The sequence below is a fragment of the Sphingobium sp. B11D3A genome, from assembly GCF_025961695.1.
Taxonomy (GTDB): Bacteria; Pseudomonadota; Alphaproteobacteria; order Sphingomonadales; family Sphingomonadaceae; genus Sphingobium.
In genome coordinates this window covers 442,687-458,456 of record NZ_JAOQOE010000001.1, presented here as the reverse complement: position 1 = coordinate 458,456, position 15,770 = coordinate 442,687, and the positions used below count along the sequence as shown (strand labels likewise).

At 64.6% G+C, this 15,770-nt stretch carries 13 protein-coding genes and 1 tRNA gene; 4 read left to right on the top strand and 10 right to left on the bottom strand.

Features of this window, described 5'->3' with window-relative positions:
• Positions 1-99 precede the first annotated feature (99 nt).
• From M2332_RS02195 to M2332_RS02175, 5 genes are all read right to left on the bottom strand, one after another.
• Complete coding sequence (locus M2332_RS02195) at positions 100-546, bottom strand: MarR family winged helix-turn-helix transcriptional regulator (RefSeq protein ID WP_264572790.1); 447 nt, start codon at positions 544-546, stop codon at positions 100-102.
• Between the two features lie 153 nt (positions 547-699).
• Complete coding sequence (desA, locus tag M2332_RS02190) at positions 700-2,088, bottom strand: syringate O-demethylase (RefSeq protein WP_264570260.1); 1,389 nt, start codon at positions 2,086-2,088, stop codon at positions 700-702.
• Between the two features lie 44 nt (positions 2,089-2,132).
• Positions 2,133-2,885, bottom strand: a complete 753-nt coding sequence (locus M2332_RS02185; RefSeq protein WP_264572789.1) for an alpha/beta fold hydrolase — start codon at positions 2,883-2,885, stop codon at positions 2,133-2,135.
• Between the two features lie 194 nt (positions 2,886-3,079).
• Positions 3,080-5,209, bottom strand: a complete 2,130-nt coding sequence (locus tag M2332_RS02180) for an acetate--CoA ligase family protein (RefSeq protein WP_264572788.1) — start codon at positions 5,207-5,209, stop codon at positions 3,080-3,082.
• A 126-nt stretch (positions 5,210-5,335) separates the two neighbouring features.
• Positions 5,336-6,190 carry a p-hydroxycinnamoyl CoA hydratase/lyase gene (locus M2332_RS02175; protein WP_264572787.1) on the bottom strand — a complete coding sequence of 285 codons (855 nt, stop codon included), beginning with the start codon at positions 6,188-6,190 and terminating at the stop codon, positions 5,336-5,338.
• Between the two features lie 28 nt (positions 6,191-6,218).
• Here M2332_RS02175 and M2332_RS02170 point away from each other — a divergent pair, with 28 nt between their 5' ends.
• Positions 6,219-6,761: a MarR family winged helix-turn-helix transcriptional regulator gene (locus M2332_RS02170; protein ID WP_264572786.1), complete on the top strand. Its 543-nt coding sequence runs from the start codon at positions 6,219-6,221 to the stop codon at positions 6,759-6,761.
• A 30-nt stretch (positions 6,762-6,791) separates the two neighbouring features.
• Here the strand turns inward: M2332_RS02170 and M2332_RS02165 are convergent, their stop codons facing one another.
• The gene (locus M2332_RS02165) at positions 6,792-7,673 is read right to left on the bottom strand and encodes an MBL fold metallo-hydrolase (RefSeq protein WP_264572785.1); all 882 of its coding nucleotides are present in this window, start codon (positions 7,671-7,673) and stop codon (positions 6,792-6,794) included.
• A gap of 88 nt (positions 7,674-7,761) precedes the next feature.
• Here M2332_RS02165 and M2332_RS02160 point away from each other — a divergent pair, with 88 nt between their 5' ends.
• The 3 genes from M2332_RS02160 to M2332_RS02150 are packed head-to-tail and all read left to right on the top strand — an operon-like array spanning position 7,762 to position 9,368.
• Positions 7,762-8,064, top strand: coding sequence for an ArsR/SmtB family transcription factor (locus M2332_RS02160; protein ID WP_264572784.1), 303 nt, complete (start codon positions 7,762-7,764; stop codon positions 8,062-8,064).
• A 4-nt stretch (positions 8,065-8,068) separates the two neighbouring features.
• Complete coding sequence (locus M2332_RS02155) at positions 8,069-8,584, top strand: rhodanese family protein (protein WP_181559611.1); 516 nt, start codon at positions 8,069-8,071, stop codon at positions 8,582-8,584.
• 4 nt (positions 8,585-8,588) lie between these two features.
• Positions 8,589-9,368: a sulfite exporter TauE/SafE family protein gene (locus M2332_RS02150; RefSeq protein WP_264572783.1), complete on the top strand. Its 780-nt coding sequence runs from the start codon at positions 8,589-8,591 to the stop codon at positions 9,366-9,368.
• A 54-nt stretch (positions 9,369-9,422) separates the two neighbouring features.
• Here the strand turns inward: M2332_RS02150 and M2332_RS02145 are convergent.
• The 4 genes from M2332_RS02145 to M2332_RS02130 form a co-directional block, all read right to left on the bottom strand.
• Positions 9,423-9,499: transfer RNA gene (locus tag M2332_RS02145), tRNA-Arg, on the bottom strand.
• A 99-nt stretch (positions 9,500-9,598) separates the two neighbouring features.
• Positions 9,599-12,265 (bottom strand): pyruvate, phosphate dikinase, encoded by a 2,667-nt coding sequence (gene ppdK, locus M2332_RS02140; protein WP_264572782.1) that lies wholly within the window; start codon positions 12,263-12,265, stop codon positions 9,599-9,601.
• Between the two features lie 82 nt (positions 12,266-12,347).
• Entirely contained in the window at positions 12,348-14,747 is a 2,400-nt protein-coding gene (gene glyS, locus M2332_RS02135; RefSeq protein WP_264572781.1) for a glycine--tRNA ligase subunit beta, read from the bottom strand.
• A 100-nt stretch (positions 14,748-14,847) separates the two neighbouring features.
• A complete protein-coding gene (locus M2332_RS02130; RefSeq protein WP_264572780.1) occupies positions 14,848-15,741 on the bottom strand; it encodes a glycine--tRNA ligase subunit alpha in 894 nt (297 codons plus the stop codon).
• Between the last annotated feature and the right edge of the window lie 29 nt (positions 15,742-15,770).

The following is a 15,770-nucleotide window of genomic DNA, read 5'->3' as shown; positions in this document are numbered from 1 at the left end:
TCGCGCGACAAGATCCTGGAACACCATCGCGCGCATCATGCGAAATCACTTAACATGATAAGCATATCGTCGCAACTGCCGCAAGAGGGATGTGTGGGCTCACTCCTCATCGATTGCTGCGCACAATGCGCGCAACTCAGCGGCGAGGTCATCAAGGCGGGTCGCGCCGAACCGGGTGGAATAGACCCGCATCATCGCCGCGACATGGGCGGAAACCGCTGTCACGATCTGCGCGCCGGCCGGCGAGAGCGCGATGGTGGAGCGCCTGCGATCATCGAGATCGGCTGTGCGCACGATCAGCGCACGCGCTTCCAGTTCGCGCAAGATGCGCGTGACGCTCGGCGCGTGGAGCAGCGCGACTTCGGCTAGGTCGGTTGCATCGGTGGTGCCCCGGTCGTTGATCACCCGCAGCACGCGCCACTGCGGCTCGGTGATGTCGAAGTCGCGCAACTTGGTGCGCATCGGGGCGATCACCGCTTCCTTGGCGCTCAACAGGATCGCAGCCAGCGATTGCTCGAATGGCGGGAGTTTCTCGTCTTCGACCATCTTTGCCCCTTTCGCGCACTGCCTGCCCTGCCCGCCGCGTCATTCCACGGCCGGCGCTCGCGCAAAACTCATCGCTATTCACTGAGCCGTCGTCCAGCCCATAAAAAACGGGGCCGCCTTTCGGCAGCCCCGCCCTTAAGCTCTTGAGACCGATCAGGCCTTCTTGGTGCGCCAGCTGTCAGCATAGCCGGTGCGGGCGACGGCCGAGTAAGGCACCGGCGCAACGATCGCCTTGATCTCGGTCTGCTCGTGCGGCTCGACGGTCGGCTTGGAGGTGCCGCCATTGGGCTCGCCCCACAGCAGGGAGACTTCCGTGCCAGGCTTGGCGTACTTCGGGTCGATCATGGCGAGCGTGAGCATCTTGCCCTCGTTCGACGAGTAACCCACCCAGGTGGAGACGCCGATGTGCTTGCCGTCGACCATCACCGAGTCATAGGGGTGCATCGAGTAGACTGCGCTCGGGAACTCGAAATACTTCGCGCGGCCGGACTCGGCGAAGTAGCTGCTCATCACGCGCAGCATGTCCTCGTCGTCGAGCGCCAGCGTCACCTTTTCCAGATGCGGCTCGTTCGCCATCTTCTCAAGGGCTTCCTTGCCGATGAAGTCATGGTCGAACTTGACGATGATGCCATAGCCGACATCCCACGGCGTCAGGCCGTAGCCCTCAAGCGTCTCGGGCACGAACGAACCGCCCGCGGAGCACTTGGCGCCATAGCTGTTCTCGCCGGCCCACTTGCGGAAGTCCGCAGAGCCTTCGCCGAACAGATAGCCCGGGAACGGGGATGGGATCCAGCCCGACTCCAGCGTGTTCGACGAGTAAGCGCGACCGCCGACAAGGGCGAGGTCGTGCTTCTTGCCGGCGGCGACGAGCGCGCTGTGCACCGCTTCGTAATCGGCCCAGGGACCATAAAGCTCATAGCCCGGCTGACCGGCCATGCCGTGACGCAGGGCGCCAACAGTCTTGCCGGCGATCTGGACGTCCGCCATGTTGAAGAACTTGAGGTCCGGCGCAGCCTGGCCCATCGCGTCCGTCAGGATCGCCATGGCGTTGGGGCCCTGCAGCTGGAAGCGATAGTGGCGACGCTTGCCGTCCGTGCGCAGCGCGGTGCGCTCGTCGCGGGTCAGCGTGACGTTCCACTTGCCGGTGGAGGCGTGGAACTCGGCCCACTCGATGGCCGGCGCGCGGCCGACGAGATTGAACTGGTTCTCGGCGAGGTAGAACAGGATCACGTCGCCAATGACATAACCCTCAGGCGTCACCGGGACCCACTGCTTGGCCTTGCCGGGCTTGAAGTTCTTGAAGCTGTTGATGCCGAGATAGTTGAGGAACTCGAAAGCGTCGGGGCCTTCGACCATCAGCTCGACCATGTGGTAGCTCTGGTTGAACAGCACGGCCGTCTTGGCCCATGCGCGCTGCTCGTTGCGCCAGTTCGAATATTCCGCCGGCACGCCCGGATAGACGTTGGGACCGGTCTGCTGGTTGCGCAGGAAGTCGACGGCATTGCCGGCGCCATCCAGCACGTCTTGAAGATTCTTCGCCATGATACTCTCCTTCGGACTGAAGTTGGAAACGCAGTTATAATTGGTCAGGGGTTCGCGGTTGCCGCAGCCTCTTGCTGCGCGACCCGGTCGAGCCAGGTGCGCAACAGGGCGGACATCGCATCGGGCTGTTCGACCGGGAGCATATGCCCTGAATCCGGGATCACAGCATAAGTCGCGCCCGCAATTGCTGCAGCAATTCGCTCATGCTGCACCGGCGGCGCCCAGGCGTCGTGCGCGCCGGTTGCGACCAAGGCAGGGCAATGAATTTGCGGCAACAGGCTCTCGACTTCCGGGCGTGCCAGCAGGGCGCGAATCTGCCGCTCGAACATGTCGATGCCGGCATCGCTGCACATCTGCCAGAGCATGTCCATCAACTGCGGCTTGAGCCGGTTGCGCTCCCACACCATCGGCGGGAGCCAAGAATCGATCAGGGCGTCCATGCCCTCTTCCACGCCGCGGTTAAGCAGCGCGAAGCGACCGTCCGCCTCGTTAGGCTTGGGCAAATGAACGCCGGTACTGATGAGGCCGATGCCGGCAAGCCGCTCGGGCACCTTGCGGAAGATTTCGAGCGCGACCCGGCCGCCCATTGAATGGCCGACAACAGCAAAGCGCGAGGGGGCTGACTTGATCACCTGATCGGCCATGGCGGTGAGGCTGTCCGCCTCGCCATATCCATCCACGGCTGTGATCGGCATGATCTGCCCCAAGGCGGCGACCTGCGGCGCCCAGATGCGCGCATCGCAAATGAGGCCCGGCAACAATAAGACCGGCACTGCCAGAGAGGGCGAGTCGTTCATCGCTTCCAATCGTTCGTATATACGAAAACTTCATCTACCCGAAAACGTGGCGCAAGGCCAGACCAATTCGGAGTTGAGACTGCAATTTTGCTGCACGTCAGGAATGCACAGGCACCCAATGCGAGCAACCCTCCCACGCCGGGCGCGGGAGGGTCTACTATGGTGTCCTTGCGGGACGAATGGACCTGCTGGTGTCAGTCAACCAGCATCAGCGCGTCGAGAGCGACCACGCCCTGACCCTTGGGATAGACGACCACCGGATTGAGATCGAGCTCCTGAATGCGCGGCTCGCCGCGCAGCAGGCGACCAATACCGCCGATCAGATCGGCCACCGCGTCAACGTCCAGTGCGGGCGCACCGCGATAGCCATTGAGCAACGCAGCCTGCTTGAGCTTGCCCAGCTCCGCCACGATGGCCGCCTTGGTCATGTCCGGCGAGAGCAGGCGTACATCCTGCAGGATTTCCGCCGTCACGCCGCCGAAACCGGCGAGGATCACCGGACCCCATTGCGGATCATTCTTGGCGCCGACGATCAGTTCCATACCGCGCGCGCCCATTGCCTCGATCAGCACGCCATCGAGAATGATGGATGCGTCATAGCGCTTCACGTCCGCGAACATCTTGTCCCACGCCGCGCGGATCGCATCGGCGCCGACCAGATTGAGCGCCACGCCGCCGGCATCGCTCTTGTGGCTGAGCGCGGCAGCCTGCGCCTTCATGACCACTGGCCCGCCAATGGCGTCGGCCGCAGCAATCGCTTCGTCTACGGTCGCGGCAAACTGACCCTTGGGGAAGGGAATGCCGAGCGGCGCAAGCAGAGCCTTGGCCTTATATTCCGGCACGACGCCCTTCTCGCTGGCCAGCGCAGGCACGCTTGCCGGCGCTGCGTCCGTCTTGGTCGCATCGCGCTGACCAGCGGCCGAGAGCCGCTTGATGGCGCGCAATGCCCGCTCGGTGGTCGGGAAATAGGGGATGCCCTCGACGCGAAGCTGCTCGATCCAGTCGGCCGGCACATGCGCGCCCTCATCCACGCCGCCGAAGATCACCGGCTTGGTCGCCTTGAGCTCACGGACGGCCTTGAGGAACGGCGGCAGCTTGATGCCGATCGTCGCCGGATTGGTCTGGATGATCCCGGCGAAGATGGTGCCGACGCGATCATCCTCGAACAGCGCCGCGAGGGTGCGGTAATACATGTCGGGATCGACAAGCCCCTGTGCGGTCAGATCGAGCGGATTGCTAACCGGGACGAACTCGGGCAGCGCCGCGCGCAAAGCAGGCGCATTGTTGTCATCGAGGGTCGGCAGCGCCAGCTCCAGCTCTTCGGCGAGGTCCAGCGTCAGCGCCTTGAGCGCACCGGATTCGCCAAGCACGGCGGTACCGCCACTCGGCAGCGCCGGGCAACGCGCCGCGATCTCGGTGATGTCGCCCAGCTCTTCCAGCGTCTCGGCGACGACGACCCCTGCCCGCTCCACCTTGGCGCGCATGAGCTTGTAGTCGCCAGCCATCGCGCCGGTGTGCGTGGCAGCGGACTCGCGCGCCGCGCTGCTCTTGCCCGGGTGCAGCAAGGCAACGAGCTTGCCGGCGGCACGGGCCTTGTCCATCAGTGCCAGGAAGCGGGCGGGATCGCGGAACTGCTCGACGATCATCGCGATGATGCGCGTCTTCTCGTCGGCGATCATGAACTCGACATAATCCTCGACGCCGCTGCCGGCCTCATTGCCGGTGGAGACCGAGTAAGTGAGGTCGAGCGTGCGGCTCTCCAGCATCACCGCGAGCACGGCCGCCATGGCGCCGCTCTGCGAGACGATTCCGACGCCACCCGGGCTGGGCGCCTTGATGTCGGTATCGATGAAGGTGAGCGGAATGCGGTCCAGATAGTTCACCGAACCCAGGCAATTCGGCCCCTCGACCACGAGGCCGGCCTCGCGCGCAATGCGCCCGATTTCCTGCTGGTCGGCCATGCCCTGCTCGCCGCCCTCGGCGAAGCCTGCCGCAAAGATGATGGCGGCGCCGGCCTTGCGCGCGGCAAGCTGGCGCATCGTATCGAGCACGGCGACGCGGGGAATGGCGAGGATCGCGCAATCCACGCCCTCGGGCAGCGCCTCGACGCTGGGCACCGCAGGGCGACCGCTGATCGTTTCACGCTTGGGATTGACGAGATGGATGTCACCGGAAAAGTCGTTCCGAACGAGATTGGCCAGAACGCTGGCACCGAGCGAACCCGGCGTCTCGGATGCCCCGACGATCGCAATGGACCGCGGACGCAGCAACCGATTGATGTCACGCGTTCCCGCCTGCGGGCGCTCTCCGGCCTCAACCGTCATAACTCAACTCTCCTTCGCGAAACCAGCTCGTGGCAATCAGACCTTTCGCCCCGGAGGCGGATGCAGCCGGGGCGAAGGATAACACACAGGAAAGGGCGGCCCTGCTTGGGCCACCCTTCCGGCAACTCAGACGTCGGTCTTGGTCTTGTCGTAGTGACCCAGGCCCGGCTTGAAGGTCTTGTCGTCGAGGAACTGCTTCATCGCGACATGGCGGCCATCCGACTTGTCGAACCAGTTGAGACCTTCCTGCAGGCGGATCAGATAATCCTCTGCATTGTCGTAGGTCATTTCCTTGACCCGGCGGACGGCGTCCTTGGTGTACTTCACCGTCGCCCAGTTCTTGGCGATCAGCGTCTCGGCTACCTGCTTCACGCGGGCCTTGAGTTGGTCGACCGGCATCGACTCGTTGACGAGATTGTAGAGGGCTGCTTCCTGACCGGAGAGGTTCTCCCCCATCATGGCGTGATACATGGCGACGCGCATCGGCATCAGGTCCACGGCCACCTTGGTGGCGCCACCGCCGGGGAGGATGCCCCAGTTGACTTCCGACAGGCCGAACTGCGCTTCGTCAGCCGCAAAGGCGAGATCGCAGGCGAACAGCGGGCCATAAGCGCCGCCGAAGCACCAGCCATGCACCATGGCGATGGTCGGCTTCTGGAACCAGCGCAGACGCTCCCACCAGGTATAGGCTTCACGCTGTGCCTTGCGCGTGCCGGCCAGGCCCTGCGCCTCGGTCTCGCGGAAATATTCCTTGAGGTCCATGCCGGCGCACCAGGCGGGGCCTTCGCCACCCAGAACCACAACGCCGACATCGTCCCGGAATTCGAGATCCGTCAGAACCTTGAGCATCTGGCGGTTCAACTTGGGGCTCTGCGCGTTCCGCTTGGCAGGACGGTTATAATAGACCCATGCGATATTATTCTCGATCTCGACCCGAACGGTATCCTCTTCCCGCTCGACGGACGTATTTTCCTCAGCCATTTGATTTCCCTTCAAGGCAATTTATGCTATGCGCCATAGCATTATCGACCATGGCTCACAAGGGGCTGGCGACTGGTTTTCATCCGGGGGCATGATGGCAAGGGACCAGAGGCAGGGACGCGACAAGGCGCTGGATTCACCGGCTGAACCCCCGGTCGCGACCATGCTCGCGAGCCCGCTCGACGGGACGCTCGGCTATCGGCTGCGCCGCGCTTCCATGGCGATGATGGGCGATGTCATCGCCGCACTGCGCGCCATTGACCTAAGCGTCGGCGAGGCCTCCTTGCTGATTCTCGTCGGCCATAATCCGGGTTGCCGGCAGAGCGATGTCGGGCGGGCGCTGGCGATCAAGCGCGCCAACCTGACGCCACTCATCGGCCGGCTCAAAGCTCGCGATCTCATCAGCGATGCGCCCATTGACGGGCGATCCCTGAGCCTGACGCTCACGCCGCAGGGGGAAGCCCTGCAGCGCGAAGCGATGAAGCGGGTGAAGGCGAGCAATCGCAAGTTCCAAAAACGCCTGACCATCGAGGAAAAGGCGCTGCTCGCCGCGCTGGAAGCGTTGGGCTGAGCGGGGCTACGGCCCCTCCCCTCCCGGGCATCAACCTATCGCGGCTTCGCCCTTCACCGTCACCGGAATGCGCAGATAGCGCACGCCATTGGCCTCCGCCTTCGGGAAGCGCCCAGCGCGGATGTTGACCTGGATCGAGGGCAGCAACAGGCGCGGCGCGGACAATCCGGCGTCCCGCTTGGTGCGCATCGCCACAAAGTCCTCCTCGCTGACATCATCGCGCACATGCACGCTGTTTTTCCGCTGCTGGCCGACGGTGCTCTCCCAGCGATAATCATCCCGCCCCGGCGCCTTATAATCATGGCACATGAACAGGCGGGTCTCGTCCGGCAGGCTCAGCAGGCGGCGGATCGAGCGGTAGAGGGTGCGGGCATCGCCGCCGGGGAAGTCGGCCCGCGCGGTCCCATAATCCGGCATGAACAGCGTATCACCCACGAAAACCGCATCGCCGATCCGGTAGGCGATGTCCGCCGGGGTGTGACCCGGAAGATGCAGCACCTCGACCTCCAGCGATCCGATCGAGAACCGCTCGCCATTGGCGAACAGGCAATCGAAATCCGAGCCGTCGGTCTGCAAATCGTCCAGCGCGAAGACCGGGCGGAAGATCTTTTGAACGTCCCGGATGTGCTCGCCAATGCCGATCTTCGCGCCCGTCTTCGCCTTGAAGAAGGGCGCGGCGGATAGGTGATCGGCATGGGCATGGGTTTCCAGCACCATGGCAATCGACCAGTTCTGAGCCTTGGCGCGGGCAAGAATGCGCTCGGCTGAGCCTGTGTCGACCTCGCCGCTGGCTGGATCGAAATCCAGCACCGGATCGACCACCGCCGCGATGTGCGTCTGAGGATCGACCACCAGATAGCTCACCGTGTTGGTGGGCTCGTCAAAAAATGCCTCAATGATGGGTTGGGTCATAAGGGCCTCCGTTCGATGCTTGACAATATAGAAGCGCCTTCTACATTAGCAATATCTAATTTAGAGGATACTGATGTTAAAAGCTGCCATGGATCTTGACATGCTCGAGGCGCGCGCCGGAGAGGTTGCGCAGGTGCTGAAGGAGTTGAGCAACGGGCGTCGCCTGATGCTGCTGTGCAAGCTCGTCGAACATGGCGAGCGCATGGTGGGCGATCTGGCGGACGATGTCGGCCTCTCTCAATCGGCCCTGTCGCAGCATCTCGCCCGGCTCCGCGAGGAAGGCCTCGTGACCTCCCGCCGCGAGAGCCAGACCATCTGGTACAGGATCGCCGATCCCCGGATCGAGACCCTGCTTGCCACGCTCTATCAACTCTATTGCACAGGGGACTGACCCCATGACGATCCAGACACTCTCCCCCGCCGACGCCAAGCGCCTCATTGAGGGTGGCGCCAAGCTCATCGATATCCGCGCGGCGGACGAACATGCCCGCGAGCGCATTCCGGGCGCCGTCAACGTGCCGCTGGAGCGCATCGACACGGTCGACGCCGGCAACAATGCCATCGTGTTTCACTGCCGCTCCGGCATGCGGACACAGGCCAATGCCGACCGGCTGGCCGCAGCCAGTGATGCCCCCTGCTTCATTCTGGAAGGCGGCATCGACGCCTGGCGCAAGGCCGGGCTGGATGTGCACATCGACAGCGGGCAGCCGCTCGAGATCATGCGGCAGGTGCAACTGACTGCCGGCGGGCTGGTGCTCATCGGTGTGCTGCTCGGCTTCCTCGTCGCGCCGGGGTTCTTCGGCCTTTCCGCCTTTGTCGGCGCGGGCTTGATGTTCGCGGGGGCGACCGGTTGGTGCGGCATGGCGACGCTGCTCCAGCGCATGCCCTGGAACCGTCGCAAGGCGGCCTGAGGCCATGACGACCGCGCAGATCCTCCTCGCGCTCCTCTCGGGCGGCATTATCGGCATCGTACTCGGAATGGTGGGCGGCGGCGGATCGATCCTTGCCGTGCCGCTGCTCGTCTATGTCGTCGGGATTGGATCGACCCATGGCGCGATTGCAACGGCAGCCGTAGCGGTCGCGGCCAATGCGGCAACGGGGCTTGCGGGCCATGCGCGGGCCGGGCGGGTCAAATGGCCCTGCGCGCTGGTGTTCGCGGCGTCGGGCGTCGTGGCGGCAGCGCTGGGGGCGGAGATCGGGAAGGCGGTGGACGGCCGGCGGCTGCTCGCGCTGTTCGGCCTGCTGATGATCGGCGTCGGTATCGCGATGCTGCGCAGGCGCAAGGGCGTTGACGATCCCGACGTGCGCCTCACCCGCCAGTCCGCCGGGCGGCTGCTGCCGCGGCTGATCCCCATGGGCGCCGGCGTGGGTCTGGCGGCGGGGTTCTTCGGGATTGGTGGCGGGTTTCTGATCGTCCCGGCGCTCATCGCGGCGACGGCCATGCCCTTCGCCACGGCCGTCGGTACCTCGCTGGTGGTGGTGACGGCATTGGGACTAACCACTGCGACATCCTATGCGCTGTCCGGCTATGTCGACTGGCCGCTGACGGCGCTGCTGATCGCCGGCGGTGCTGCGGGCTCGGTGCTGGGGATGCGCGCGGGGTCGGCGCTTGCTGCGCACAAAAAGCTGCTCGAGCAGGGCTTTGCGATGCTGGTGATCGGCGTCGGCGGCTATGTGGTCTGGACCGCCCTCTAGCCCCATCCGCCGGCGCTAGGCCGTGCGGGTCATCATGCTTGCGATGGGGAGAAATGGCGCGCCCGGAACGATTCGAACGTCCGACCCTCAGATTCGTAGTCTGATGCTCTATCCAGCTGAGCTACGGGCGCTTGCCAATCTCACGGTGCCGGTTGGCCGCCGTGGGAGAGGCGCAGATAGTCGGGGGCGCCGTCCGTGGCAACCCCCTTTTTTGCATTCTTTTTGTCCTTTCAACCGCGCGCGGCGAGTGCCGCCTGTGCGGCCGCCAGACGGGCGATCGGCACGCGGTAGGGCGAGGCGCTGACATAATCGAGGCCCGCCTTTTCGCAGAAGGCGATGGAGGCCGGATCGCCGCCGTGCTCGCCGCAAATGCCAAGCTTGATGGCCGGGCGCGTCGCCCTGCCCCGCTCCACGGCGATCTCGATCAGCTCACCCACGCCTTCGACATCGAGGCTCACGAACGGGTCGCGCGCGAAGATGCCCTTGTCGACATATTGGGTAAGGAACCGCCCGGCGTCGTCCCGGCTGATGCCGATGGTCGTCTGCGTCAGATCGTTGGTGCCGAAGGAGAAGAACTCGCCGGCCTCGGCAATCTCGCCGGCCTTGAGCGCGGCGCGCGGCAGTTCGATCATGGTGCCGACGAGATACTCGACCGAGGCGCCGCGCTCTGCGAACACGGCCTTGGCGGTCTTGTCGACGATGTCCTTCATCAGCTCCAGCTCGCGCTTGGTGGCGACGAGGGGAATCATGACCTCGGGGATCGGCGCGTCACCGCTGGCCTTGGCGACATCCAGCGCTGCCTCGAAGATGGCGCGGGCCTGCATCTCGTAGATCTCGGGATAGGTGACGCCCAGACGACAGCCGCGATGGCCGAGCATCGGGTTGAACTCGTGCAGTTCGGCCGCGCGACGCTTGAGCAGATCGACACTCACCCCGGCAGCCTCGGCCACGTCGGCAAAATCGACATCCTCATGCGGCAGGAACTCGTGCAGCGGCGGATCGAGCAGGCGAATCGTGACCGGCAGACCGGCCATCTCGGTGAAAATCTCGGTGAAGTCGGCGCGCTGCTCGGGGAGCAGCTTGGCCAGCGCCTCGCGTCGGCCTGCCTCTGTCTCGGCCAGGATCATCTGGCGCACGGCGGTAATCCGCGCGGCATCGAAGAACATATGCTCGGTGCGGCACAGGCCCACGCCTTCCGCGCCGAACTCGCGGGCGGTGCGGCAATCTTGCGGCGTCTCGGCATTGGCGCGCACCTTGAGGCGGCGCACCTGATCGGCCCACTCCATCAGCGTGCCGAAATCGCCGGCCAGCTCGGGCTGCACGGTCGGCACTTCACCGGCCATCACTTCGCCGGTCGCGCCGTCGATAGTGATGATCTCCCGCTCCTTGAGCAGGCGGTCGCCGATCCGCATCAGCTTGCCGGCGGTATCGATGGAAATGCTGCCTGCGCCAGACACGCAGGGGCGGCCCATGCCACGCGCCACCACGGCGGCGTGGCTGGTCATGCCACCGCGCGCGGTGAGAATGCCCTTGGCCGCGTGCATCCCGTGAATATCCTCCGGGCTGGTCTCGATGCGCACGAGGATGACCGCCTCGCCCAGCTCATTCAGCCGCTCGGCGGTCTCGGCATCGAACACCACCTGACCGGAGGCCGCCCCGGGCGAGGCCGGCAGGCCCTTGGTCAACACATCGCGCGGCGCCTGCGGATCGAGCGTCGGGTGCAGCAGCTGGTCGAGCGCGGCGGCATCGACGCGCGCCACGGCTTCCTCATTGGTAATCAGCCCTTCCGTGGCCATGTCCACCGCGATCTTGAGCGCGGCCTTGGCGGTGCGCTTGCCCGATCGGGTCTGCAGCATCCACAGCTTGCCCTGCTGCACGGTGAACTCGATATCCTGCATGTCGCGATAATGCGTCTCGAGGATTTGGAAGACCTTGGCCAGCTCGGCATAGGTCTCCGGCATGGATTCCTCCATGCTGAGCGGCTTGGCCCCGGCCCGCTCCCGCGCGGCCTTGGTCAGATATTGCGGCGTGCGGATGCCGGCGACGACATCCTCGCCCTGCGCATTGATGAGGTATTCGCCATAATAAGCGTTCTCGCCGGTCGCGGGATCCCGCGTGAAGGCGACGCCGGTGGCGGACGTTTCGCCCATATTGCCGAACACCATGGCCTGCACGTTGACCGCCGTGCCCCAGTCGCCCGGAATATTGTTGAGGCGACGATAGACCTTGGCGCGGTCCGCCTGCCAACTGCCGAACACGGCGCCCACGGCACCCCAGAGCTGTTCATGCACATCCTGCGGGAACGGCTTGCCCCAGAGTTGCTGCACCAGCGCCTTATATTCGGCGACCAGCGCCTGCCAGTCCTCCGCGCTCAGCTCGGTATCGAGGAAGGCGCCCTTGTCTTCCTTGGCGATCTCCAGCGCTTCCTCGAACTTGCCGTGATCGAGGCCGAGCACCACGTCCGAATACATCTGGATGAAGCGGCGATAGCTGTCCCACGCGAAGCGCGCGTCGCCGGAGACGGTGGCGAGGCCTTCCACGGTTTCATCGTTGAGGCCGAGGTTGAGCACCGTGTCCATCATGCCCGGCATGGAGACGCGGGCCCCGGAGCGGACGGAGACCAGCAGCGGATCGGCCTTGTCGCCGAAGCGCTTGCCGGTCACGCCCTCGATATGCGCGATGCCTCCAGCGACTTCCGCATTCAGGCTCTCGGGATAGGTCTCGCCATCCTCATAATAGCGCGTGCACATCTCGGTGGTGATGGTGAAGCCCGGCGGCACCGGCAGGCCGATTGCGGCCATGCCATCCAGATTGGCGCCCTTGCCGCCAAGCAGGTTCTTGTCGCCCTTGCCGCCATCATCGACGCCACCACCGAAACGGTACACATATTTCGTCATTCAGACACTCCACCTGCATTGGAATGCGCGCGCAAGCAGCCGTTATGGTCTCGCCGCCGACGCGCGATTATTGCTCGCGAACCTAACCTTCGATTTTCGAGAAGTCGGCGACTTTGTGCACCGCAGCGCGAATACGGGTCAACAGACTTAACCGTGATTGGCGCTTGACCGGATCGGCATCGTTCACCGTCACCGTCTCGAAAAACGCATCGATGGGCGCGCGAAGCGTAGCCAGCGCGGCCATGGCGCTCTCGAAATCCTCCGCCTCGATCGCGGCCTGCGCGCGCGGCTCGGCCTCGTCGAGCGCGCTCACCAGTGCCGCCTCGGCGGGCTCCAGCGCGTAACCGGGCTCAGCCGCGAACTGTGCCTCATGCGCGCGCATGGCGTCGGCCATTTCCGGATCGGTCAGCGCTTCGCCGGGGTCTTCCTCGCCAAGCTGGCTCTGTGGCTTGCCACCCTCGGGCTGCTCCTTCTTGAGGATATTGGCCGCACGCTTGTAGCCGGCGAGGAGATTCTTGCCGTCCTCGGTGCTGACGAAGGATTGCAGCGCATGGACGCGGGCGAGCAGGCGAACGAGATCGTCCTCGCCGCCGAGCGCGAACACAGCGTCGATGAGGTCGTGGCGGACGCCGGCCTCCCGCTGCTGGACCTTGAGGCGGTCGGCGAAGAAGTCGAGAACTCCGTTCACCGTAGGGCGAACACGTTGAATAACGAGGCGATCCTTCGCTTCGTCGGACAAAACTGTATTTAACACCGCGCTTGCGGTGTCCGACCAATCATTTTCGTTCGCTGACAACCCGGCCGCTCCACGAGCAAGCATCAGCTGGTTAACTGCTGCTGCCGCTTGTGCGCCTTGCAACCGACCAAGATATGCAATGGCCAAAGTTGTAGCTCTCCGAAGAGGCAATTTCAGGTCAGAAGCCTGGACAATTGCCATAACTGACAGAGCAGCGCGTCTCAGCGCAAATGGATCGCGCGAGCCAGTCGGAGGCATCTCTTCATAGAAGAAACCTGCAATCGTATCCAGCTTATCCGCGAGCGACACCGCCACCGTCACCGGCGCAGTCGGAACCTCATCCCCCTGCCCGACCGGCTTGTAATGATCGCGGATGGCATCTGCCACCGCATCCGGCAGACCTTCGGTGCGGGCGTAATAGCCGCCCATCGGGCCCTGCAGTTCGGGGAATTCGCCGACCATTTCGGTGACGAGGTCGGCCTTGCACAGGCGGGCGGCCTGTTCAGCGAGATCGGCCAGTTGCGCTTTGCTGTGCTCCTGCGAAGGCAGGAGCCCAGGGCCAGCCTGGGTGACATCGCCCTGGATTCCTGCCTGCGCAGGAACACCGGGTTGGCTATCGGCGCCGACAATGCCTTCTTCTACCAGCCAGCGGGCGAGCTTCGCCACGCGGTCCACCTTGTCCGCGACGGTGCCCAGCTTCTCGTGGAAGGTGATGCGCGAGAGCTTGCGCGCATGGTCTTCCAGCTTCGTCTTCTTGTCCTGTTCCCAGAAGAAGCGGGCATCGGAGAGACGTGCGGCGAGCACCTTGCCATTGCCCTCGACAATCGCGTTGCCACCATCGCTGGCCTCGATGTTCGCCGTGCAGATGAAGGCGTTGGCGAGCTTGCCAGCACTGTCCCGCAGCACGAAATATTTCTGGTTGATGCGCAGCGTGAGCTGGATGACCTCGGGCGGCACCTCCAGAAACGCGGCATCGAAGCGGCCGAGCAGCGGCACCGGCCATTCGGTCAGCCCGGCATTCTCGGCGACGAGGCCGGCATCGGGGATCAGCTCCAGACCGGCTTGCGTCGCCAGCTCGTTGGCGCGCCGGTCGATGATCGCCTTGCGCTCATCCTGATCGACGATGACGTAGGCCGCACGCAATTGCTCGGCATAGGTCGCGGCGCTCTCGATGGTGATCGCGCCGCTGGAATGGAAGCGGTGGCCGCGCGTCGTCCGCCCGGTCTCAATCCCCTCGATGGCGAAGGGCACCACATCATTGCCGAGCAGCGCGATGATGCCCTGCAGCGGACGCACCCAGCGCAGGCTCTCAGTGGAGAGGCTGGCATCGCCCCAGCGCATCGACTTGGGCCAGGGGAAGGCGCGCACCACCTGCGGGATCGCCTCGGCCAGCACATCGGCCGTGGCGCGGCCAGGCTTCTCGACCGTGGCGAACCACACACCGTCGCGATCCTCAAGCTGCTCCTGCGTGAGGCCGGTCTTGCGCAGGAAGCCCTCCAGCGCCTGCGGCGGGGCCGAGGTGCGCGGGCCTTTGAATTCCTCGCTGACGGCCTGTGTGGAGAGCGGCAGAGCGCGCGCGATCAGGGCGAGACGGCGCGGGGTCACATGGACGGTCAGGCCCTCGGGCTTGAGGCCGGCCTGCGCCATCGCGTCGCTGAACAGCCGGGCGAAATCCTCGCTGGCCTTGGCCTGCATGCGCGCCGGGATTTCCTCGCAGCGCAGCTCGAGAAGGAAGTCAGCGCTCATTGATGCTCTCCGTTCGTGACGGGCGAAGTCGAGACACGCTCGCGCAGCCCTAAACGGTTCTCGACTTCGCTCGAACCGAACGGAGTTGTGGATTGCTTCATCATTCCGCCCATCCGTTATGCGTCATCCAGGCCTCGCAGCTTCCCTTGGCGAGATCGCGCACGCGGCCCATGTAGCTGGCGCGCTCCTGCACGCTGATGACGCCGCGCGCCTGCAGCAGGTTGAAGACATGGCTCGCCTCGATGGCCTGCTCATAGGCTGCGAGCGGCACGCCGGCCGCGATGCTCGCCTTGCACTCTTCCTCACAATCCTTGAACCAGCGGAACAGCTTGTCCGTATCCGCCACCTCGAAGTTCCACTTGGAGAGCTGGCGCTCATTTTCGAGGAACACGTCGCCATAAGTGACGGCGGGCCGATCCCCCACTGCCTCGTTGAACACAAGGTCGTACACGCTGTCGACGCCCTGGATATACATCGCGAGGCGCTCCAGCCCGTAGGTCAGCTCGCCCGCCACCGGCTTGCAGTCGAAGCCGCCCATCTGCTGGAAATAAGTGAACTGCGTCACCTCCATGCCATCGCACCACACTTCCCAGCCCAGACCCCAAGCGCCGAGCGTCGGGCTTTCCCAATCATCCTCGACGAAGCGGATGTCGTGCAGCAGCGGATCGATACCGATCGCCTTGAGCGAGCCGAGATACAGATCCTGCAGATCCGTCGGGCTCGGCTTCATGATCACCTGATATTGGTAATAATGCTGCAGCCGGTTGGGGTTCTCGCCATAGCGCCCGTCCGTCGGCCGGCGCGAGGGCTGCACATAGGCGCAGTTCCACGGGTTCGGCCCCAGGCTGCGCAGCGTGGTCGCGGGGTGGAAGGTGCCCGCCCCGACGCGCATGTCGAAGGGCTGGAGGATCACGCACCCCTGCGCTGCCCAATAGTCATGCAGCGTCAGGATGAGTTGCTGAAAGCTCAGCGGTTTGGAGGCCTTATCCTGCATGGTTCAACCGTTTCACGTCTAAGCTTGAG

What these genes read in the sequence shown, in the direction of transcription:
- M2332_RS02175 (WP_264572787.1), bottom strand. Translation starts at nt 6,190, where the DNA reads ATGGCTGAGGAAAATACGTCCGTCGAGCGGGAAGAGGATACCGTTCGG.
- M2332_RS02160 (WP_264572784.1), top strand. Translation starts at nt 7,762, where the DNA reads ATGGATCTTGACATGCTCGAGGCGCGCGCCGGAGAGGTTGCGCAGGTG.
- M2332_RS02130 (WP_264572780.1), bottom strand. Translation starts at nt 15,741, where the DNA reads ATGCAGGATAAGGCCTCCAAACCGCTGAGCTTTCAGCAACTCATCCTG.
- M2332_RS02185 (WP_264572789.1), bottom strand. Translation starts at nt 2,885, where the DNA reads ATGAACGACTCGCCCTCTCTGGCAGTGCCGGTCTTATTGTTGCCGGGC.
- glyS (WP_264572781.1), bottom strand. Translation starts at nt 14,747, where the DNA reads ATGAGCGCTGACTTCCTTCTCGAGCTGCGCTGCGAGGAAATCCCGGCG.
- M2332_RS02170 (WP_264572786.1), top strand. Translation starts at nt 6,219, where the DNA reads ATGCGCCATAGCATTATCGACCATGGCTCACAAGGGGCTGGCGACTGG.
- M2332_RS02155 (WP_181559611.1), top strand. Translation starts at nt 8,069, where the DNA reads ATGACGATCCAGACACTCTCCCCCGCCGACGCCAAGCGCCTCATTGAG.
- M2332_RS02150 (WP_264572783.1), top strand. Translation starts at nt 8,589, where the DNA reads ATGACGACCGCGCAGATCCTCCTCGCGCTCCTCTCGGGCGGCATTATC.
- M2332_RS02195 (WP_264572790.1), bottom strand. Translation starts at nt 546, where the DNA reads ATGGTCGAAGACGAGAAACTCCCGCCATTCGAGCAATCGCTGGCTGCG.
- M2332_RS02180 (WP_264572788.1), bottom strand. Translation starts at nt 5,209, where the DNA reads ATGACGGTTGAGGCCGGAGAGCGCCCGCAGGCGGGAACGCGTGACATC.
- desA (WP_264570260.1), bottom strand. Translation starts at nt 2,088, where the DNA reads ATGGCGAAGAATCTTCAAGACGTGCTGGATGGCGCCGGCAATGCCGTC.
- ppdK (WP_264572782.1), bottom strand. Translation starts at nt 12,265, where the DNA reads ATGACGAAATATGTGTACCGTTTCGGTGGTGGCGTCGATGATGGCGGC.
- M2332_RS02165 (WP_264572785.1), bottom strand. Translation starts at nt 7,673, where the DNA reads ATGACCCAACCCATCATTGAGGCATTTTTTGACGAGCCCACCAACACG.